We start from the raw sequence: 20,380 nt of genomic DNA on the forward strand, positions 1-20,380 counted from the left end.
CCTGGCCGGACATGGCGGCGGCCGCCGGAACAGGTAGGGGACCATGATCGAAACAAGAAACCTCGGCAAACGCTTCGGCTCGCGGGTGGCGGTGGACGACCTGTCCTTCCAGGTGGAGACGGGGGAGGTACTGGGCTTCCTCGGTCCGAACGGCGCCGGCAAGTCCACCACCATGAAGATGCTCACCGGCTTCCTGGCGCCCAGCGCCGGCACCGCGAGCATCTTCGGCTTCGACATCCGCAACCGCACGCTGCAGGCGCAGCGGCTGATCGGCTACCTCCCGGAAGGTTCGCCCTGCTACGCGGAAATGACCGTGCAGGGCTTCCTCGATTTCATCGCCGAGATCCGTGGCTACCGTGGTGCCGGCAAGCGCGAGCGGGTCGCCCGGGCACTGGGGCTGCTGGAACTGGACGAGGTGCGCCGGCAGACCATCGAAACCCTCTCCAAGGGCTTCCGCCGGCGTGTCGGCCTGGCCCAGGCGATCCTCCACGAACCGCGGGCGCTGGTGCTCGACGAGCCCACCGACGGGCTCGATCCGAACCAGAAGCACCAGGTCCGCGAACTGATCCGCGGCCTCGCGCAGGAGCGCATCGTGATCATCTCCACCCATATCCTCGAGGAAGTCTCGGCGCTGTGCAGCCGCGCCCTGGTGATCGGCGGCGGGCGGCTGCTGGCGGACAGCACGCCGCTGGAGCTGGCCAGCCGCTCGCGCTACCACCAGGCGGTGACGCTCTACAGCGACGAGCCCCTGGATGCCGTGGCGCTGGCGGTGCTGCCGGGCGTGGCGGGCATCGAGGAGAACCCCGCCGAAGGCAGCCTGACCGTCCTGGCGCAGCCGGGCGCGGTGATCTTTCCCCAGGTCAGCGGGCTGGTCGCCGAGCGCGGCTGGCGGATCCGCGAACTGGACGTGGAGCGCGGCCGGCTCGACGAGGTATTCCGCAACCTGACCCGGGGGACGGAGGCATGAAGCAACTGCCGGTGATCTTCAAGCGCGAGCTGGCGAGTTATTTCGCCACGCCGCTGGCCTATGTGTTCATCGTGATCTTCCTGGTCCTGGCGGGCGTGTTCACCTTCTACCTGGGCAACTTCTACGAACGCAACCAGGCCGACCTGGCCTCCTTCTTCGCCTTCCATCCCTGGCTCTACCTGTTCCTGGTTCCCGCGCTGGCCATGCGCCTGTGGGCGGAGGAGCGCAAGTCCGGCTCGATCGAGCTGCTGATGACCCTGCCGCTGACCCGCTTCGAAGCCGTGGCCGGCAAGTTCCTGGCCGCCTGGGCGTTCGCCGGAATCGCGCTGCTGCTGACCTTCCCCATGGTGCTCACGGTGAACTACCTGGGCGAGCCGGACAACGGTGCGATTCTCGCCGGCTATCTGGGCAGTTGGCTGCTGGCCGGCGGCTACCTGGCCATCGGTTCGTGCATGTCGGCCCTGGCGAAGAACCAGGTGATCGCTTTCATCCTCGCCGTGGCCGCCTGCTTCCTGTTCATGCTCAGCGGCTTTCCGCTGGTGCTCGATGCGTTCAGCCAGTGGGCGCCGCAGTGGTTGCTCGATGCGGTGGCCTCGCTGAGCCTGCTGACCCGCTTCGATGCCGTCAGCAAGGGCGTCATCGACCTGCGCGACCTGCTGTATTTCGTCAGCCTGATCGTCGCCTGGCTGGCCGCCACGGCGGTGGCGGTCGACCTGAAGAAAGCCGAATGAGGGGGAGTCGATGAAACGCGTGTTGTCCTCTGGCGCCGGGCTGTTGCTGATCGCGCTGGCGTTCCTGGCCTTCAACATGGTCTCCGGCCTGCTGTTCAGCGGCGCGCGGCTCGACCTGACCGAGCAGAAGCTCTACACCATCAGCCCCGGCACCAAGCGGATCCTGGCCGGCCTCGACGAGCCGATCAACCTGTACTTCTTCTATTCGGATAGCGGTGCCCGGGAACTGGTGCCGCTGCGCAACTACGCCAGGCGCGTCGAGGAACTGCTGCGCGCCTACGAGCGCGAGGCGAACGGCAGGATTCGCCTGCAGGTGATCGATCCCGAGCCGTTCTCCGAGAACGAGGACAAGGCCACCGAGTTCGGCCTGCAAGGAATTCCCCTGCAGCAGGGCGGCGACAACCTGTACTTCGGCCTGGCCGGCAGCAACGCCCTGGACGGAGTCCAGGTCATACCCTTCTTCCCGCTCGATCAGGAGGAGTTCCTCGAATACGACATCAGCCGCCTGGTGCAGACCCTGGCACAGCCGCAGCGGCCGGTGGTCGGCCTGATGTCGTCGCTGCCGCTCAATGGCGGCTTCGACATGGCCAGCCGGCAGCCGACCTCGCCGTGGATGGTCATGGAGGAAATCCGCCAGCAATTCGACCTGCGCAGCCTCAAGAGCGATGCCACGGAAATCCCGCCGGAGGTCTCGGTGCTGCTGCTGGTGCATCCCAAGCAGTTACCCGAGCAGACGCTATACGCCATCGACCAGTTCGTCCTGCGCGGGGGCAAGCTGCTGGCGTTCGTCGACCCCTTCAGCGAGGCCGACAGCGGCAGCGATTTCGCCGCTACGCTGGATGGCGACAAGTCGTCCGACCTCGCGCCGCTGTTCGAGGCCTGGGGGCTGCGCCTGCTGCCGGGCAAGGTGCTCGGCGACGGCGCCTATGCGATGTCCATCAGTCTTGGCCGGGACCAGCGTCCGGCCCGGCATCCGGCCTGGCTCAGCTTGCCGCGCGAGGCGCTGGACCAGGACGACATCGCCACTGCCGGCCTGGAAAGCCTGACCCTGGCGACGCCCGGCATCCTCGAAAGGCTCCCCGGAGCGAGCACCAGCTTCACGCCTTTGCTGCAAAGCTCGGCCCAGGCGATGCCGTTCGATGCCTCGCGCTTCGGCCTGCTGCGCGACCCCGGCGATCTGATGCGCGAGCTGCGCCCGAGCGGCCGGCGGCATACTCTCGCCGCCCGTATCCAGGGGCCGGCGAAGAGTGCCTTCGCGGAGGGCATCGAGGGGCATCGCGAAGGCCTGAAGGAGGCGCGCAACATCAATGTCATCGTCGTGGCCGATACCGACCTGCTCAGCGATCGCATGTGGGTCCAGGTGCAGGACTTCTTCGGCCAGCGCGTGCCGCAGCCCTGGGCCGACAACGGCGCGCTGGTGGTCAACGCGCTGGACAACCTGTCGGGCACCGACGCGCTGATCAGCGTGCGCTCCCGCGGCCGGTTCAGCCGGCCGTTCGTGGTGGTCGAGCGCCTGCAGCGCGAGGCCGAGACGAGCTTCCGGCAAAAGGAGGACCAGCTCAAGCAGCGCCTCGCCGATACCGAGCAGCAACTCGCCGCCCTCCAGCAGGGCGCCGCCCCGGAGAAGGCCGTCGAACTGACGCCCGAACAGCAGGCCACGGTGCGCCAGTACATGCAGGAGAAGCTGCGCATCCGCAAGGAGCTGCGCGAGGTGCAGTACCAGTTGAACGCCGATATCGACGCACTGGGCCGCACCCTGAAGCTGGTCAATATCGCCCTGGTTCCCTCGTTGCTCACGGTCGGCGTGCTGCTCGGCTGGCTCTGGCGGCGCCGGCGCATGGCCCGGGGAGGGCATTGACGCATGCGGCGCAATACGCTGATCGTCCTGCTGGCGCTGGTGGCGGCGCTGGCCGGAACCTTCGCCTGGCTGCAGCGCGAGCGCGCAACCGAGGTACCTGCCTTGCCGGCGGCAGAGCGCTGGCTGCCGGAACTGGACAGCGCGACGCTGAGTGGCCTGCACATGCAGTTTGCCGACGGTTCGCCGGATATCCGGGTCGAGCGGCGTGCGGGCGCGTGGGTCCTGCCGGCCAAGGCCGACTATCCGGCCGACCGGCTACGCTTGTCGGCGCTGCTCGAGGCGTTGGCAGAGGCGCGCAAGCTCGAGGCGAAGAGCGCCAACCCGAAGAACCACGCGCTGCTTGGCCTGGCGGAGCGTGGCGAGGGGCAGGCGCTACGCCTGAGCCTGCATTGGCAGTCCGGCGAGCCTCTGGTGCTGCTGGTGGGCAAGGATGCGCAGCATGGCGGTAGCTTCGTACGACGATTGGGCGACCCGCAGGCCTGGCTGATCGACAAGCGCCTGCCGTTGCCGAACAACGAGCTGGAGTGGCTCGACCGGCGGATCGCCACGCTGCCCTTCGCCCGGGTGCGCGAACTGCAACTGCGCTATCCGAAGGGCGAACGCCTGGATCTCTATCGCGACGACGCCGGGCAGCCGAACCTGCAGGTTCGGCAATTGCCCACAGGGCGCAAGCTGGCCTATGAGGCAGCGGCCAACGGCGCGGCGACGCTGTTCGCCGACCTGCGTTTCGCCGATGTAGCGCCGCTGGCGCAGGTGGGATTCAGGCAGGCGCCATTGCTCCTGGCGTTCAGCCTGCGGACGTTTTCCGGCGCGCGCCTGGATGGCGATATTCGGCGCCAGGGCGAGCAATACTGGTTGTTGCCGAAGAGCGTCGAGGGCTTCGCCGAGGGCGAGGTCGCCGCCCATCCTGACTGGGCCTATCGGATCGAAGAGGACCGCTACCGCGCCCTGGCCCGGCACCTGCCGGAACTGCTGGCGCGCTGAGCGGGCTCAGCCGGCGGTCTGGCCGGCCAGTTCGCGCATGCGTTGCAGCACGGCGTTCAGGCCGTTGCTGCGCGAGGGCGACAGTTGGCGGGAAAGACCCAGGCAGGTGAACCAGTCGTTGAGGTCCAGGCGCGCCAGTTCGCGGGTCTCGATGCCGTCGACCCGTGCCAGCAGCACCGCCAGCAGGCCGCGGATCAGGCGCGCGTCGCTGTCGGCACGGAAGCGCCAGTGGCCGTCGCGCTGCTCGCCGAGCAGCCAGACCAGGCTTTCGCAACCGTGCACGCGATGCTCTTCCTGGCGTTCGTGTTCCGCGAGCGGCGCCAGGCGCTCGCCCCATTGCAGCAGCAGACGCGCACGCTGTTCCCAACTGGCGGTGTGACCGAAGGCGTCCAGTGCCTCCTGGGCCTGTTCGGGGAGAACCGGGTTCATCGCAGCAACTCCAGTGAGCGGTCGAGGGCCAGGAAGAAGCGCTCCAGGTCGTCGGCATCGTTGTACAAGCCCAGCGAGACACGCAGGGCGCCGGGTACCTCGAGGCGTTGCAGCAGCGGCATCGCGCAATGGTGGCCGGCGCGCACCGCGATGCCCTGTTCGCCGAGCAGGTGGGCGAGATCTGCGACGTGCACGCCGTCGACGCAGAAGCTGGCCAGCGCCGCCTGCGGTTCGCCGAGCAGGCTGACGCCGTCGCGCGCCAGCAGGCCGGCGAGCAGGCGGGCGTGGAGGGCGCCTTCGTGGGCGGCGACTTCGGCTTCGTCCAGGGTGGCCAGCCAGTCGATGGTCGCGCCCAGGCCGATCGCCGCGGAAACCGCCGGGGTGCCCGCCTCGAAGCCGAGCGGAGCGGCATGGAAGCTGGCTTCGTGGAAGCCGGTGTGGCGTACCATCTCGCCGCCGAACTGCCAGTGCGCCAGTTGCTCCAGGGCCTGTGGGCGACCCCAGAGCACGCCGATGCCGTCGGGGCCGTAGAGCTTGTGGCCGGAGAATGCGTAGAAGTCGCAGCCCAGGCCCGGCAGGTCGTGGCGTCCGTGGACGCTGCCCTGGGCGCCGTCGACCAGGGTCCAGGCACCGCGCTCGCGGGCCAGCTGGATCAACTCCACCACCGGTTGCCAGGTGCCGAGAACGTTGGACAACTGGCTGATCGCCAGCAGGCGGGTACGCTCGCCGATGATATGGCGGGCCTGCTCCAGGTCGATCACCCCGCGCTCGTCCAGCGGCAACACGCGCAGGACCAGGCCGCGGCGCAGGGCCAACTGCTGCCAGGGAAGCAGGTTGGCATGGTGTTCCAGGGCACTGACCAGCAGTTCGTCGCCAGGCCGGAAATGCCGCTCCAGGCCATAGGCCACCAGGTTGATCGCCTCTGTGGTGCCGCGGGTGAACAGTACCTCGGCCGGGTTGCCGGCGTGCAGCCAGTGGGCGACGCGGCTGCGCGCGGCCTCGAAGGCCCGGGTGGCGCGCTCGCCGGGGACATGTTGGGCGCGGTGGACGTTGGCGGCGCCGCCGAGGTAGTAGCCGTTCAGGGCGTCGAGTACGGCCTGTGGCTTCTGGGCGGTGGCGGCGCTGTCGAGGTAGGTCAGGCCTTCCGCGGCGAAGGCGGAAAAGGCCGGAAAGTCGGCGCGCCAGGGAGACGGCAGGGACATGGCGGACACTGTGCGAGGACGGTTACAGGGGAAAGGGTAGCGCACCCGGCGGCGCTGGCGAGCACCGTCGGGCGAGCGGGGAGGCGAGCTGGGCTCAGTTGTGCGCGTGCAGCGCTTCGTTCAGCTCGATGGCGGTCTTGTTGGTCTTGCACTCCACCGCACCGTTCTGCGAGTTGCGGCGGAACAGCAGGTCGGGCTGACCGGCCAGGTCGCGGGCCTTGACCACTTTCACCAGGGCGTTCTGCTCGTCGAGCAGGGCGACCTTGGTGCCGGCGGTGATGTACAGGCCGGCCTCGACGATGTTGCGATCGCCCAGCGGGATGCCGATGCCGGCGTTGGCGCCGATCAGGCAGCCTTCGCCGACGCTGATGACGATGTTGCCGCCACCGGAAAGGGTGCCCATGGTCGAGCAGCCGCCGCCCAGGTCCGACCCCTTGCCGACGAACACGCCGGCGGATACGCGGCCTTCGATCATGCCCGGGCCTTCGGTGCCGGCGTTGAAGTTGACGAAACCTTCGTGCATCACCGTGGTGCCTTCACCGATGTAGGCGCCCAGGCGCACGCGGGCGGTGTCGGCGATGCGTACGCCGGCCGGGACCACGTAGTCGGTCATCTTCGGGAACTTGTCGACGGAGAAGACTTCCAGCAGCTTGCCCTTCAGTCGCGCTTCCAGTTGCAGTTCGGCCAGTTCGGCCAGGTCCACCGCGCCGATGTTGGTCCAGGCCACGTTCGGCAGGAGCGGGAAGATGCCGCTCAGGTTCACAGCGTGCGGCTTGACCAGGCGGTGGGAGAGCAGGTGCAGCTTGAGGTAGGCCTCCGGGGTGGAGGACGGCGCGGCGTCTTCCGCCAACAGGGTGGCGACCAGCGGCTTCTGGCTTTCCGCCAGGCGCGAGAGCAGGGCCGACTGAGCGGCGTCGATACCCTTCAGGGCGTCGGCCAACTGGTAGGCCTGCTGCGAAGTGAAGGTCAGCGCCTGGTTGCCGGCTGCGTAGCCAAGGATCGGTGCGACGGCGGCGACGATTTCGCTCGAAGGCTTGAGCAGCGGCAGCGCGTAGAACACTTCCAGCCAGGCTTCCTGGCGGTTCTGGGTGCCGACGCCGAAGGCCAGGCTGAACAGGGATTGCGACATGTGGGTTTCCTCGAAACGGAGTGGAACGGTCAGGCCGGACGGCGGCTGAGCAGCAGGCCCAGTCCCGCGCTGCCGAGCAGCGCGGCGCAACCGCGGTTGAACAGACGCCGGGCCCGCTGGCCGGCGAGCAGCCGGCCGAGGTGGAGCCCGGCATAGGAATAAAGAGCGATGGCCAGCCATTCGAGCAGCAGGAATGCCGCGCCGAGCTGGGCGAACTGGGCGCCCAGCGGTTGGCCGGGATCGACGAACTGCGGCAGGAAGGCGGTGAAGATCAGGATCGCCTTCGGGTTGCCCGCCGCCACCAGGAACTCCTGGCGCCCCAGGCGCCAGAGGCTGGGGCGCGCCGGGCTGGCTTCGTTCGCCAGTGGCTGCGCATCGGTCCGCCACAATTGCACCGCAAGCCACAACAGGTAGGCAGCGCCGAGCAGCTTGATCGCCAGGAACAGCCAGGCCGAAGTGTGCAGCACCAGCGCCAGCCCGGAGGCGGCCAGGGCGAGCATGCCGGCGAATGCCAGCAGGCGCCCGCCGCCGGCCAGCGAGGCGGTGGCGAAACCGTGCCGGGCGGCGTTGTTCAGCGACAGCAGGTTGTTCGGCCCCGGCGCCAGGTTGAGGGCGAAGCAGGCGGGTACGAACAGGGCCCAGGCGACACTCATGCGGCCTCCCGCTCAGGCCAGGGCGGCGGCGTAGGCGTCGGGCTTGAAGCCGACCAGCGTCCTGCCGCCCAGCTCCAGCACCGGGCGCTTGATCATCGACGGCTGGGCCAGCATCAGCTCGATCGCCTTGGCTTCGTCGAGATCGGCCTTCTGCGCTTCGTCGAGCTTGCGGAAGGTGGTGCCGGCGCGGTTGAGGACGGTTTGCCAGCCGTGCTCCGCGCACCAGCGCCGCAGGTGTTCGCGGTCGATGCCGACGGCCTTGTAGTCGTGGAAGTCGTAGGCGACCTTGTGCTCGTCGAGCCAGGTCCGAGCCTTCTTCATGGTGTCGCAGGCTTTGATGCCGTAGAGAACGTAGGTCATTGCTTCTCCCGAGGCCCGGGTCTTCCCGGGCCCTGCCGATAGGTCGCCGAAAGGTGATCGCCGGATTATGCCACGTCGTTCCGCCCCTGTGCGGTCTCGGGGCTACCGCGCTCGGGAGCGGCGTGACGGCAGATAGCCGTGGACGGGCGGGCGGACAGGGAGCCGGGCTGTTTCCCTGGCCGGGAACGGAGAGAGCGCAGGTTGAACAGGTCGATTCGGCTCGCTGGAGAGCATCCTTACCGGTACTTTCGGAATGCTCCGGTCCGCGCTGTACAATCCTTCCCCCGCCGAGGAGATTTCCCATGAGTTGCATCGGTCGCCAGATAGACCAATTACGCCTGCAGATACCGGGCTTCGCCTGCAAGCCCGGCTGCCACGATTGCTGCGGGCCGGTTACCGCCTCGTCGGAAGAGATGGCCCGCCTGCCGGTGAAGAGCGAGGCCGAACACGACGCCGCCCTGGCCGAGTGGAACTGCGTCCATCTCGGACCGAACGGCTGCGAGGCCTATGAGGAACGTCCGCTGATCTGCCGGCTGTTCGGCACCACGCCGAACCTGCCCTGCCCGGAGGGGCGGGGGCCCGAAGTGCCGGTGGCGGAGCAGGTGGAGCGACAGGTGCATGCGCTGATCGCCAGCACTCGCCAGGTGCTGGTGTAGCGGCCTGCCCGCCGCTAGGTTTCCGCGGTCTCGGTGGCGCGGGACTGCAGGGCCGGTTCGAAGGCTGGTTCGGGCGGCGTTTCCTCTAGGGGCATCGGCTCGTCCGCAGAGAGTTTCTGGAGAACCGCGGCGATCCGCTCGATGCTCTCTTCGAGCTCGAGCACCCGGTTGACCATGTACAGGATCATCTCCGGCGAACTCAGGTGCGCCAGCCGCATGGTCGCCTGCAAGTCGTCGTGGCGGTTGTCCCGGTCGGCCATCAGTGTCTCAGCCAGGCTCTTCAGCAACAGCATCTCGGCGCGCCTCATGGGCCGCTGCTCCGCGATTCCGCGGTAGGGGAAAAAGCTCGTTCCATCTCGCGACCTACCCGAAACGACTACATCCAAAGGTGTAATTCTACATTGCCATCACTTCGATCGTCGGACAATAGTCGCGTTCCAGACGCCTTGCACAGGTGACGAACGGGACTCGAAGCGGCCTGGTCTGCATGGCCGGGTGATGGGCGAGTTCCTTGATGCGGGGCGGCGGCTGTTTGGCGCAGGACAAAAAAAGCCCCGCCGGGTAGGCGAGGCTCAGGGGGAGAACAGCGTGCGGGGGCTCGCTGTCCGGGATGAATCGTCGTGGTGCGCTTAGCCGCAGGGCTGCTGCGGACCGCCGGTCATGCTCTCGACGCTGTCCAGTACGGCATGGCCCTTGCCGACCTTCTGCACGTCGTCGACGTCGCGCATGATGCTGCCGCCGTCGCTCATCTGGTTGCGGGTCTTGATCAGGTTGGTGGTGATGTCCAGCAGGCTGCGACCGGTAGCGATCAGGTCATTGGTGGCGCTGGGGGTGCAAGGGGTGTTGGCGGAGGCGACCTGGGCCTGGCCGGGTTGCCCGGGCTGGGTGGTGCGGTAGCCCTGGGTCAGTGCGTTCTGCTGGAGGCAGCCGGAGGTGGCGGCGAACATCGAGGCGAGCAGCAGTGCGGAAGTAAGTCCCTTGCTTGTCATGGCGGCATTCCTTTGTCTGAGTGGGCGCTGCACCCCGTACTCCTTCGGGGCGTCGTCCTGGCCGACGCTACGGCGGGCCTGGACTGAAGGGGAGTGTAGGAGCGTCTCGCACCGCTATGAAATAGCTCGGATGTACTAGTGCGGGAACCTTGGCCGGGCGCCCCGGTCGTCGCCGCGGAGGGGGCGGACGCGCGGGGTAGAGCGGCGGGGCTAGGAAAGACCGTACGGATTGTGCGAATGTCGGATAGCTGCCTACCGATCGCGATGGTGCAATCGACGCAGTCGCATCGTCCAGGGACGAAGCCGGAGATCCCCGCCCTCATGCAAACCGTGTACACCGTTCTGACCCTGCTGCTGGTCGTCGGCGCCACCCGCCTGGCTGCCCAGTTGCTGCCCTTGCCGCTACCACTGATCCAGATCGCCGCCGGGGCCCTGCTGGCCTTGCCGTCCCTCGGACTGCACATTGCCCTCGACCCGGAGCTGTTCCTCTTCCTGTTCATTCCGCCGCTGCTGTTCGTCGACGGCTGGCGTATTCCCAAGCGGGAAGTCTGGCGGATGCGCTGGCCGATCCTGATGATGGCGTTCGGCCTGGTGTTCTTCACCGTGGTCGGCGCCGGCTATTTCATCCACCTGCTGATCCCGGAAATTCCCCTGGCGGCTTCCTTCGCCCTCGCCGCCGTGCTGTCGCCCACGGACGCCCTGGCGGTCTCGGCGATCACCCAGGGGCGGCTGCCCAAGCGCCTGATGCACCTGCTGGAGGGCGAGGCGCTGATGAACGATGCCTCTGGCCTGGTGGCATTCAAGTTCGCCATCGCCGCGGCGATGACCGGCGTGTTCTCGCTGGTGGACGCCAGCCTCAACTTCCTCCTGGTCGCGGTCGGCGGCCTGGCCATCGGGGTGTTCCTCAGCTGGTCGCTGGGCCGCATCCGCGCCTGGATGATCTCCCGTGGCTGGGACGACCCGGCGACCCACGTGGTACTGATGCTGTTGCTGCCGTTCGCCTCCTACATGGTGGCGGAACACCTGGGCGTCTCCGGGATTCTCTCGGCGGTAGCGGCCGGCATGATGCAGAGCTGGGTCGACCTGCTGCCGCGGCAGACTTCCACGCGCCTGCTCAACCGCAGCGTCTGGTCGATGCTGGAGTTCGCCTTCAACGGCGTGGTGTTCCTGCTGCTCGGCCTGCAGTTGCCGGACATCATGAAGTCGGTGGCCAACCACCACGGCGACCTGCTCTGGCGTTCCTCGCTGCTGCTGGCCTACGTGGCGGCGATCACCGCCGTGCTGATGCTGATCCGCTACGGCTGGGTCTATGGCTACTGGAAGCTGTCGCTGCGCATCGACCGCTGGCGCGGCAAGAGCCCGCCCGGGCTGAGCGGCATCTCCCTGCGCCGTCTCTCCGCCCTCAGTGCATTGAGCGGCGTGCGTGGTGCGGTGACCCTGGCGGCGGTGCTGTCGGTACCGATGAGCCTGATGGATGGCAGCGCCTTCCCGCAGCGCGACCTGATCATCTTCATCGCCACCAGCGTGATCCTGATTTCCCTGATCGGCGCGACCATCGGCCTGCCGCTGCTGCTGCGCGGGCTGCCGGCGAGCAACAATGGCGCCCACGAGCGCGAGCGGCGCGAGGCCTGGCGCAAGACCGCGGAGGCGGCGATCCGGGCCCTGGAGAGCGAGGAATTGCCGCAGGTGGAAGGCAACGATGCGGCGAATACTTCGCGGGTCGCCGAGGCGCGTGCGCAGATCATGGCCGAATACCGCCAGTCGCTGGATACCGCACCGACCACCGATGAGGCCCGCGACCAGGCCCAAGCCCTGGAGATCGCCGACAAGGCCTTGCGCCTGAAGGCGTTGCGCGCGCAGCGCCTGGAACTGTACCGGCAGCGGCGCAACAACGAGATCGACGACGAGACCCTGGGCGACATCCTGCGCGAGCTGGACCAGCAGGAAAGCTGGCTGACCAATCGCTTCGCCCGCTGGGTGTGAACGAAAAAGGGATCGCCGCGGCGATCCCTTTTCGTTTCTCCGCGCAGGCTTCAGCGCGCCCGCAGGTAGTCGCGGATGCGCTCGGCGGCTTCGACGCACTCGGCCAGTGGTGCCACCAGGGCCATGCGCACGCGGTTGGCGCCGGGGTTCTCGCCGTCCACCTCGCGCGACAGGTAGGAACCCGGCACCACCGTCACGTGCTGCTGCTCGAACAGTTCGCGGGTGAATACGGTGTCGTCCACCGGGGTACGTGCCCACAGGTAGAAACTGCCGTCCGGGCGCTGTACGTCGAGCACGCCGTCGAGGATCGCCAGCACGGCGTCGAATTTCTCGCGGTAGAGGCTGCGGTTGGCGCGCACATGGACCTCGTCGTTCCAGGCGGCGATGCTCGCCAACTGGGTCTGCACCGGCATGGCGCAGCCGTGGTAGGTGCGGTAGAGGAGGAATTTCTTCAGGATCTCCGCGTCGCCGGCGACGAAGCCCGAGCGCAGGCCGGGCAGGTTGGAGCGCTTGGACAGGCTGTGGAACACCACGCAGCGGCTGAAGTCCGTGCGGCCCAGCTCGGCGCAAGCGTTGAGCAGGCCGGGCGGCGGGGCGTTTTCGTCGAAGTAGAGTTCGCTGTAGCACTCGTCGGCGGCGATCACGAAGTCGTAGCGGTCGGCCAGGGCGATCAGCTTCTTCAGGGTCTCCAGCGGTACCAGGGCCCCGGTAGGGTTGCCCGGCGAGCAGAGGAAGAGAATCTGGCAGCGCTGCCAGGTCGCCTCGTCGACCGCGTCGAAATCGGGGTTGAAGCCGTTTTCCTCGCGGCAGGGCAGGTAGTGCGGCACGGCTCCGGCGAGCAGCGCCGCGCCTTCGTAGATCTGGTAGAACGGGTTCGGGCTGACCACCAGGCCGGGCGTCTCGCCGGGCTCGCTGCGGCGGACCACGGTCTGGGTGAAGGCGAACAGCGCCTCGCGGGTACCGTTCACCGGCAGTACGTGGCGCGCCGCATCCAGCCAGCCGGCCGGCACCGAGAAGCGCCGCTCGCACCAGCGCGCGATGGCTTCGCGCAGGGCTGGCAGGCCGAGGGTGGTCGGGTAGACCGCGAGCTGGTCCAGGTTCTCCGCCAGGGTTTCGGCGACGAAGCTCGGCGAGCGGTGCTTGGGCTCGCCGATGGACAGTGCGATCGGCTTCAGCGTCGCGGGCGGCCGGGCGCCGCCGAGCAGGGCGCGGAGCTTCTCGAAGGGGTAGGGTTGCAGGTTGTCGAGTGCGGTATTCATGGCGTTGGCAAGGCTTCTCAGAAGTTTATCCGGGTAGGCAGGGTGTCCCGTCCGTTGTCTTGTGACAGCTGCTCGACCAGGGCGGCCTGCAGGCGTTTGCACAGGTCGGGGTCGGCGAGCGGCTGGTTGCGCGCATCGGTGATGTAGAAGACGTCCTCCACGCGCTCGCCGAGGGTGGCGATCTTGGCGTTCTGCACCGACAGGTCGAAATCCAGGAAGATGCCGCCGATCCGCGCCAGCAGGCCGGGGCGGTCGGGGGCGATGACTTCGAGCACCGAGACCTGGCGCAGCGCGTCGGTGGAGATGGTCACCTGCGGGGCGAAGGCGAAGTGCTTGAGCTGGCGCGGCACCCGGCGCTGGATGATGGTTGGGTAGTCGTCGGGGTTCTTCAATGCGTCGATAAGCCCCTCGCGGATCTCGGCGATGCGCTCCGGGTTGTTGCCGATGGAGTCGCCGTCGGCGTCGAGCACGATATAGGTATCGAGGGTGAACTGGCTGGTGGAGGTGATGATCCGCGCGTCCTGGATGCTCAGGTTGAGCTGGTCCATGGCGGCCACGGTGACCGCGAAGAAATCGTGCTGGTCGGCGGCGTAGATGAAGATCTGCGAACCGCTCTCGAACTCGCGCTGGGTGGTTTCCTTGATCAGCACCAGCGGCGTGCCGTCGTCCGGGTGCTGGAGGATCGCCTCGGTGTGCCAGGCCACGTCGCCGGCGGTGTGGCGCAGGAAGTAGTCGTCGCCGAGCTGGCTCCATAACTGCTCGGCATCGTCCTGGTCGATGCCGTTGCGTACCAGTTGGTCGAGGGCCGCGGTCTGCGTCTGGCGGATCTGCTCCTCGCGGTCCACCGGGTTCTCCAGGCCGCGGCGCAGGGCGCGCTTGGTCTCGGTGTAGAGCTGCCGGAGCAGGCTGGCGCGCCAGGAGTTCCAGAGCGTCGGGTTGGTGGCGTTGATGTCGGCCACGGTGAGCACGTACAGGTAGTCGAGGTGGGTCTGGTCGCCGACCAGTTGGGCGAAATCGAAGATCACCTGCGGGTCGGAGAGGTCCTTGCGTTGCGCGGTGGTCGACATCACCAGGTGGTTCTGCACCAGCCAGGACACCAGTTGGGTGTCCCAGAGCGGCAACTGGTGGCTCTGGCAGAAGGCCTCGGCGTCCACCGCACCGAGTTCCGAGTGGTCGCCGCCACGGCCCTTGGCGATGTCGTGGTAGAGGCCAGCGATGTAGATCAGTTCCGGCTTGGGCAGACGATCGATGATCTTGCTCGCCAGCGGATATTTCTCGGCCATCTCCGGCCGATTCAGCTTGCGCAGGTGCTTGATCAGGTTGAGGGTGTGGGCGTCCACCGTATAGATATGGAACAGGTCGTGCTGCATCTGCCCGATGATATGGCCGAACTCCGGCAGGTAGCGACCGAGGATGCCGTAGCGGTTCATCCGCCGCAGGTTGCGGTGGATACCCTGGCTGCTCTTGAACAGCTCGATGAACAGGCTGGTGTTGCGGATGTCGTGGCGGAACTCGTCGTCGATCAGGTGTCGGCTGTCGCGCAGCAGGCGAATGGTGTCGGCGCGCACGCCCTTGATTTCCGGGTGCTGGGCCATCAGCACGAAGATTTCCAGGAGGGCGAACGGGGTGCGCTTGAAGACGTTCGGGTGCGTCACCTCGATGTAGCCATCGCGCAACTGGAAGCGACTGTTCAGCGGCTGGATCTGCACCGGCTGCTCGCAGGGCAGGATGACTTCCTCGAAGTGCTGGATGATCAGGTCGTTCAGCTCGGAGATCGCCATCACCACCCGGTAGTACTTCTGCATGAAGCGTTCGACCGCCAGCTTGACGTCGTTGTCTTCGTAGCCGAACAGACGGGCGATGCTGCGCTGGTGATCGAACAGCAGGCGATCCTCGGCGCGCCCGGCGAGCATGTGCAGGGCATAGCGGACCCGCCAGAGGAACTCCTGGCTGGAAGCCAGCATGCTGCACTCGCTTTCCACCAGGAAGCCTTCGCGCACCAGGGCGTGCAGGTTGAGGCTGCCGAACTGGCGGCGGGCCATCCAGAGGATGGTCTGGATGTCGCGCAGGCCGCCGGGGGAGCCCTTGACGTTGGGCTCGAGGTTGTACTCGGTGTCGTTGTACTTGGCGTGGCGGCGCTGCTGTTCGTGGCGTTTGGCCAGGAAGAACTCCTTGCTCGGCCACATGTGCGCGCTGCCGGTAACCTGCAGCATGCGCTGGCGCAGGCTGTCAGGGCCGCAGATGGTGCGGCACTCCATGAGGGTGGTGATCACCGTCAGGTCGGCGCGTGCTTCCTCCGCGCACTGCTGCACCGAGCGCACGCTCTGGCCGACTTCCAGGCCGATGTCCCAGAGCAGGGTGAGGAAGCCTTCGATCGGTTCGCGGAAGCTCTCCTGGTCCTCGCTGTCGAGGAGGATCAGCAGGTCGACGTCGGAGTAGGGGTGGAGTTCGCCGCGGCCGTAGCCGCCCACGGCGACCAGGGCGATGTCGGCGTCGTCTCCCCAGTCGAAGCGCTGCCAGGCCTGTTGCAGGATCTGGTCGACGCACCAGGCGCGATCTTCGATCAGGCGGCGGATGTCGCGGCCGCTGTTGAAACGGTTGTCGAGCACTTCGCGGAATTGCCGGATGGCCTTCTTGAAGGCGGCGATCGGGCTGGACTTCAAGGCCAGTTCCGCCTGGAACTGCCCGCGATCGAACAATTCGGGATCCACCTGCGGCATGCGGCCTTCCTTTATCTGCTAGCGGTTGGGTTCGATACGCGAGCGCCCCGTCTTGGTGCGTTTTTGCGCTGTATTGGTGCGCGCGCTGCGCCGAATCGGGGCGTCGGCCCCGCCGGAATGGGGCGGGGCGTCGAGGCGCACGGCTGGCAGCAAAAGCCGGGCCGGATCAGGCTGCCGAGGTGCGCGGGAAGGTTTCGTCGTTGCGCAGGGTGAGGATCTCGTAGCCATCGGCGGTGACCAGCACGGTGTGCTCCCATTGCGCGGACAGCTTGCGGTCCTTGGTGATCGCGGTCCAGCCGTCGCCGAGCAGGCGGGTCTCCGGGCGGCCCTGGTTGATCATCGGCTCGATGGTGAAGATCATGCCTTCCTTCAGCTCGATGCCGGTACCCGCACGACCGTAGTGGAGGACCTGCGGCTCCTCGTGGAACACCTTGCCGATGCCATGGCCGCAGTATTCGCGGACCACCGAGAAGCCGTTCTTTTCCGCGTGCTTCTGGATGATTTCGCCGATATCGCCCAGGTGCGCGCCCGGACGCACCACGGAAATGCCCTTGTACATGCATTCCTGGGTGATCTGGCAGAGGCGGTCGGCCCATTCCGGGGTCTTGCCGACCAGGAACATCTTGCTGGTGTCGCCGTGGTAGCCGTCCTTGATGACGGTGATGTCGACGTTGAGGATGTCGCCTTCCTTCAGCGGCTTCTCGTTGGGGATGCCATGGCAGACCACATGGTTGATCGAGGTGCAGATCGACTTGGGAAAGCCCTTGTAGTTCAGCGGGGCGGGAATCGCCTTCTGCTCGTTGACGATATAGTCGTGGCAGATGCGATCCAGCTCCTCGGTGGTCACGCCGGGCTTGATGTGTTCGCCGATCATTTCCAGCACTTCGGCGGCCAGGCGGCCGGCGATGCGCATCTTCTCGATATCGTCGGGCGTCTTGATGGTGACGGTCATGCGAATTCTCTTCGGGCGTGCAAGCACGCATGAATAATAAGGAATACGCGATTCTAGCAGACCTGACCGACCGATCTACTCCCGCCCGGCCATCCGCGGCGGGTTTCACTGCGTCCACGGTTATGGTATAAAGCGCCCCGCTCCGAGGCTGCGGCCTTTTCCGGAGCACAAACCCACACATGCATCGACACGATGGCCTGGGTGCCCGCAAGGGTTGGTCATTGGGATGCGTGGAGGCCTAACCCGACTTATCGAGGAACTATCATGTCCCAAGTCAACATGCGCGATATGCTGAAGGCCGGTGTGCACTTCGGCCACCAGACCCGTTACTGGAACCCGAAAATGGGCAAGTTCATTTTCGGCGCGCGCAACAAGATCCATATCATCAACCTCGAAAAGACCCTGCCGATGTTCAACGAGGCCCTGACCTTCGTTGAGCGCCTGGCCGCTGGCAAGAACAAGATCCTGTTCGTCGGCACCAAGCGTTCCGCCGGCAAGATCGTTCGCGAGGAAGCCGCTCGTTGCGGTATGCCGTACGTCGACCATCGCTGGCTGGGCGGCATGCTCACCAACTACAAGACCATCCGTCAGTCGATCAAGCGCCTGCGCGACCTGGAAACCCAGTCCCAGGACGGCACCTTCGACAAGCTGACCAAGAAAGAAGCCCTGATGCGCAGCCGTGACCTCGAGAAGCTCGAGCGCAGCCTGGGCGGCATCAAGGACATGGGCGGCCTGCCGGACGCTCTGTTCGTGATCGACGTCGACCACGAGCGCATCGCCATCACCGAAGCCAACAAGCTGGGCATCCCGGTCATCGGCGTTGTCGATACCAACAGCAGCCCGGAAGGCGTCGACTATGTAATTCCCGGTAACGATGATGCCATCCGCGCCGTGCAACTCTACCTGAACTCGATGGCCGAAGCGGTAATCCGCGGCAAGCAGGGCGCTGCCACCAGCGCCGACGAGTTCGTCGAGGAAGCGCCGGCCGAATCCGCCGAAGGCTGATTCCGGGACGTTCAGACGTCCGACGGTGCGCAGGAAGGGGGCTAGGCCCCCTTTTTGCCACCTTTGAGTTTCTGTCCGGCAGGCCGGGCACAAAGGTTTTTTGAGAGCTACCACTCAAGAGGATTTCGAAATGGCAGAAATTACTGCAGCCATGGTTAAAGAACTGCGCGAGCGTACCGGCTTGGGCATGATGGAGTGCAAGAAGGCGCTGACCGCCGCTGGCGGTGACATCGAGAAGGCCATCGACGACATGCGCGCTGCCGGTGCGATCAAGGCTGCCAAGAAGGCCGGCAACATTGCCGCCGAAGGCTCGATCGCCGTCAAGATCGCTGCCGACAACAAGGCCGCCGTGATCATCGAAGTCAACTCCCAGACCGACTTCCTGGCCCTCCAGGACGACTTCAAGGGCTTCGTCGCCGAGAGCCTGGAAAAGGCCTTCAACGAGAAGCTGACCGACGCCGCTCCGCTGGTCGAAGCACGTGAGGAAGCTCGTCTGGCCCTGGTCGCCAAGACCGGCGAGAACGTCAACATCCGCCGCCTGACCCGCGTCGAGGGCGACGTGGTCGGCGCCTACCTGCACGGCCACCGCATCGGTGTCGTGGTCAACCTGAAAGGCGGCAACCCGGAACTGGCCAAGGACATCGCCATGCATGTCGCCGCCAGCAACCCGCAGTTCCTGAGCGCTTCGGAAGTTTCCGAAGAAGCGATCGCGAAAGAGAAGGAAATCTTCCTGGCGCTGAACGCCGACAAGATCGCCGGCAAGCCGGAGAACATCGTCGAGAACATGGTCAAGGGCCGCATCAGCAAGTTCCTCGCCGAAGCGAGCCTGGTCGAGCAGCCTTTCGTGAAGAACCCGGAAGTGAAGGTCGGCGACCTGGCCAAGCAGGCCGGCGCCGAAATCGTTTCCTTCGTTCGTTACGAAGTGGGTGAAGGCATCGAGAAGGCCGAAGTGGACTTCGCTGCCGAAGTTGCCGCTCAAGTAGCCGCCACCAAGCAGTAACAAAGACGGTTTCGACTGTCGCCCCGGAAGAGGCTGCCCGCTGATGCGTGCGGCCTCTTCGTCAAATGGGGAAGCGTTCGGGGCAGCTTCCGCGTTGCCGGCCCGCTCGGCGGGCTTGCACGCAACGCAGGCGCAAAGTCGTCTCCGCACACGACGGCCCGGCCGTCACGTATTTTTATCGCCGCAGGAGAAAAGGTCATGGCTCAGCAACTGAGCGCTCGTCAACCTCGCTATAAACGCATTCTTCTAAAGTTGAGCGGCGAAGCCCTGATGGGCTCGGAGGAGTTCGGCATCGATCCCAAGGTGCTGGACCGCATGGCGCTGGAAATCGGCCAGTTGGTCGGGATCGGCGTGCAGGTCGGCCTGGTCATCGGCGGCGGCAACCTGTTCCGCGGCGCGGCCCTGTCCGCGGCCGGCATGGACCGGGTGACCGGCGACCACATGGGGATGCTGGCCACCGTGATGAACGGCCTGGCGATGCGCGATGCGCTGGAGCGCTCGAACATCCCCGCGCTGGTGATGTCGGCGATCTCCATGGTCGGTGTGACCGACCACTACGACCGCCGCAAGGCCATGCGCCACCTCGGCGGTGGCGAGGTGGTGATCTTCTCCGCCGGTACCGGCAACCCGTTCTTCACCACCGACTCGGCGGCTTGCCTGCGCGCCATCGAGATCGACGCCGACGTGGTCCTTAAGGCTACCAAGGTCGATGGCGTGTACACTGCCGACCCGTTCAAGGACCCGAATGCCGAGAAGTTCGAGCGCCTGACCTATGATGAAGTGCTCGACCGCAAGCTCGGCGTGATGGACCTGACCGCCATCTGCCTGTGCCGTGACCAGAACATGCCGCTGCGGGTGTTCAACATGAACAAGCCGGGCGCATTGCTGAATATTGTTGTTGGTGGTGCCGAAGGCACCCTGATCGAGGAGGGTTGAGAATGATCAACGAGATCAAGAAGGAAGCGCAGGAGCGCATGGGCAAGACCCTGGAAGCGCTGGGCCATGCCTTCGCGAAGATTCGCACCGGTCGCGCGCATCCGAGCATCCTGGATAGCGTGATGGTTTCCTATTACGGGGCCGATACGCCGCTGCGCCAGGTCGCCAACGTCACCGTGGAAGACTCCCGTACCCTGGCCCTGGCCGTGTTCGACAAGAGCATGATCCAGGCGGTCGAGAAGGCCATCATGACCTCCGACCTGGGGCTCAACCCGGCCACCGCCGGCACCACCATCCGCGTACCGATGCCGGCCCTGACCGAGGAGACCCGCAAGGGCTACACCAAGCAGGCGCGTGCCGAGGCCGAGCAGGCGCGGGTTTCCGTGCGCAACATCCGTCGCGATGCGCTGGCCCAGCTGAAGGACCTGCAGAAGGAAAAGGAAATCAGCGAGGACGAAGAGCGCCGCGCCGGCGACGACGTGCAGAAGCTGACCGACAAGTTCATCGGTGAGATCGAGAAGGCACTGGAAGCCAAAGAAGCGGACCTCATGGCTGTCTGAGGCCGGG

20 protein-coding genes are annotated in these 20,380 nt (G+C 66.3%); 10 read left to right on the forward strand and 10 right to left on the reverse strand.

From position 1 onward, the window contains the following. Nucleotides 1–43 precede the first annotated feature (43 nt). The 4 genes from ACYAF3_RS17910 to ACYAF3_RS17925 are packed head-to-tail and all read left to right on the forward strand — an operon-like array spanning nucleotide 44 to nucleotide 4,540. Nucleotides 44–967: an ABC transporter ATP-binding protein gene (locus ACYAF3_RS17910; RefSeq protein WP_003122138.1), complete on the forward strand. Its 924-nt coding sequence runs from the start codon at nucleotides 44–46 to the stop codon at nucleotides 965–967. Further along, the gene (locus ACYAF3_RS17915; protein ID WP_003092451.1) at nucleotides 964–1,698 is read left to right on the forward strand and encodes an ABC transporter permease; all 735 of its coding nucleotides are present in this window, start codon (nucleotides 964–966) and stop codon (nucleotides 1,696–1,698) included. The genes ACYAF3_RS17910 and ACYAF3_RS17915 overlap by 4 nt, the downstream gene beginning before the upstream one ends. A gap of 10 nt (nucleotides 1,699–1,708) precedes the next feature. After that, nucleotides 1,709–3,556 carry a GldG family protein gene (locus ACYAF3_RS17920; RefSeq protein ID WP_003119340.1) on the forward strand — a complete coding sequence of 616 codons (1,848 nt, stop codon included), beginning with the start codon at nucleotides 1,709–1,711 and terminating at the stop codon, nucleotides 3,554–3,556. 3 nt (nucleotides 3,557–3,559) lie between these two features. Next, the gene (locus ACYAF3_RS17925; RefSeq protein WP_017148393.1) at nucleotides 3,560–4,540 is read left to right on the forward strand and encodes a DUF4340 domain-containing protein; all 981 of its coding nucleotides are present in this window, start codon (nucleotides 3,560–3,562) and stop codon (nucleotides 4,538–4,540) included. A 6-nt stretch (nucleotides 4,541–4,546) separates the two neighbouring features. Here ACYAF3_RS17925 and ACYAF3_RS17930 read toward each other — a convergent pair whose 3' ends face one another. The 5 genes from ACYAF3_RS17930 to ACYAF3_RS17950 all read right to left on the reverse strand — a co-directional run bounded on the left by ACYAF3_RS17930 (nucleotide 4,547) and on the right by ACYAF3_RS17950 (nucleotide 8,313). Then, on the reverse strand, nucleotides 4,547–4,969 hold the full coding sequence (locus ACYAF3_RS17930; protein ID WP_003092439.1) for a SufE family protein: 423 nt from the start codon (nucleotides 4,967–4,969) through the stop codon (nucleotides 4,547–4,549). Beyond that, entirely contained in the window at nucleotides 4,966–6,171 is a 1,206-nt protein-coding gene (locus ACYAF3_RS17935) for a cysteine desulfurase (protein WP_003098634.1), read from the reverse strand. The genes ACYAF3_RS17930 and ACYAF3_RS17935 overlap by 4 nt, the downstream gene beginning before the upstream one ends. 94 nt (nucleotides 6,172–6,265) lie before the next feature. Beyond that, a complete protein-coding gene (gene dapD / locus ACYAF3_RS17940; RefSeq protein WP_003092431.1) occupies nucleotides 6,266–7,300 on the reverse strand; it encodes a 2,3,4,5-tetrahydropyridine-2,6-dicarboxylate N-succinyltransferase in 1,035 nt (344 codons plus the stop codon). Between the two features lie 29 nt (nucleotides 7,301–7,329). Next, complete coding sequence (locus ACYAF3_RS17945) at nucleotides 7,330–7,953, reverse strand: LysE family translocator (protein ID WP_003098622.1); 624 nt, start codon at nucleotides 7,951–7,953, stop codon at nucleotides 7,330–7,332. A 12-nt stretch (nucleotides 7,954–7,965) separates the two neighbouring features. Beyond that, nucleotides 7,966–8,313, reverse strand: a complete 348-nt coding sequence (locus ACYAF3_RS17950) for an ArsC family reductase (RefSeq protein WP_003098619.1) — start codon at nucleotides 8,311–8,313, stop codon at nucleotides 7,966–7,968. Between the two features lie 302 nt (nucleotides 8,314–8,615). On the opposite strand from ACYAF3_RS17950, the gene ACYAF3_RS17955 reads away from it, so the two are divergent. After that, nucleotides 8,616–8,969: a YkgJ family cysteine cluster protein gene (locus tag ACYAF3_RS17955; protein ID WP_003098616.1), complete on the forward strand. Its 354-nt coding sequence runs from the start codon at nucleotides 8,616–8,618 to the stop codon at nucleotides 8,967–8,969. A gap of 14 nt (nucleotides 8,970–8,983) precedes the next feature. On the opposite strand, the gene ACYAF3_RS17960 is transcribed toward ACYAF3_RS17955, so the two are convergent. Together ACYAF3_RS17960 and ACYAF3_RS17965 are read right to left on the reverse strand one after the other, a co-directional pair. After that, entirely contained in the window at nucleotides 8,984–9,277 is a 294-nt protein-coding gene (locus ACYAF3_RS17960) for a hypothetical protein (RefSeq protein WP_003098613.1), read from the reverse strand. 321 nt (nucleotides 9,278–9,598) lie between these two features. Next, on the reverse strand, nucleotides 9,599–9,958 hold the full coding sequence (locus ACYAF3_RS17965; RefSeq protein ID WP_003092416.1) for a hypothetical protein: 360 nt from the start codon (nucleotides 9,956–9,958) through the stop codon (nucleotides 9,599–9,601). A 237-nt stretch (nucleotides 9,959–10,195) separates the two neighbouring features. On the opposite strand from ACYAF3_RS17965, the gene ACYAF3_RS17970 reads away from it, so the two are divergent. After that, nucleotides 10,196–11,941, forward strand: coding sequence for a Na+/H+ antiporter (locus ACYAF3_RS17970; RefSeq protein ID WP_003119343.1), 1,746 nt, complete (start codon nucleotides 10,196–10,198; stop codon nucleotides 11,939–11,941). A gap of 50 nt (nucleotides 11,942–11,991) precedes the next feature. Here ACYAF3_RS17970 and dapC read toward each other — a convergent pair whose 3' ends face one another. From dapC to map, 3 genes are all read right to left on the reverse strand, one after another. Beyond that, on the reverse strand, nucleotides 11,992–13,200 hold the full coding sequence (dapC, locus tag ACYAF3_RS17975; protein ID WP_003122142.1) for a succinyldiaminopimelate transaminase: 1,209 nt from the start codon (nucleotides 13,198–13,200) through the stop codon (nucleotides 11,992–11,994). 17 nt (nucleotides 13,201–13,217) lie between these two features. Continuing rightward, nucleotides 13,218–15,920 carry a [protein-PII] uridylyltransferase gene (locus tag ACYAF3_RS17980; protein ID WP_003113862.1) on the reverse strand — a complete coding sequence of 901 codons (2,703 nt, stop codon included), beginning with the start codon at nucleotides 15,918–15,920 and terminating at the stop codon, nucleotides 13,218–13,220. Between the two features lie 166 nt (nucleotides 15,921–16,086). Continuing rightward, on the reverse strand, nucleotides 16,087–16,872 hold the full coding sequence (gene map, locus ACYAF3_RS17985; RefSeq protein ID WP_003092395.1) for a type I methionyl aminopeptidase: 786 nt from the start codon (nucleotides 16,870–16,872) through the stop codon (nucleotides 16,087–16,089). A gap of 264 nt (nucleotides 16,873–17,136) precedes the next feature. Between map and rpsB the strand changes: the two genes are divergently transcribed. From rpsB to frr, 4 genes are all read left to right on the forward strand, one after another. Further along, the gene (gene rpsB, locus ACYAF3_RS17990; protein ID WP_003092394.1) at nucleotides 17,137–17,877 is read left to right on the forward strand and encodes a 30S ribosomal protein S2; all 741 of its coding nucleotides are present in this window, start codon (nucleotides 17,137–17,139) and stop codon (nucleotides 17,875–17,877) included. A gap of 130 nt (nucleotides 17,878–18,007) precedes the next feature. Then, nucleotides 18,008–18,877, forward strand: coding sequence for a translation elongation factor Ts (gene tsf, locus ACYAF3_RS17995; RefSeq protein ID WP_003092393.1), 870 nt, complete (start codon nucleotides 18,008–18,010; stop codon nucleotides 18,875–18,877). A gap of 198 nt (nucleotides 18,878–19,075) precedes the next feature. Further along, nucleotides 19,076–19,813, forward strand: coding sequence for a UMP kinase (gene pyrH, locus ACYAF3_RS18000; protein WP_003092391.1), 738 nt, complete (start codon nucleotides 19,076–19,078; stop codon nucleotides 19,811–19,813). Between the two features lie 2 nt (nucleotides 19,814–19,815). Further along, nucleotides 19,816–20,373 carry a ribosome recycling factor gene (gene frr, locus ACYAF3_RS18005; RefSeq protein WP_003092390.1) on the forward strand — a complete coding sequence of 186 codons (558 nt, stop codon included), beginning with the start codon at nucleotides 19,816–19,818 and terminating at the stop codon, nucleotides 20,371–20,373. The last annotated feature ends 7 nt before the right edge of the window (nucleotides 20,374–20,380 follow it).

Source organism: Pseudomonas sp. TZ252 (assembly GCF_056110345.1).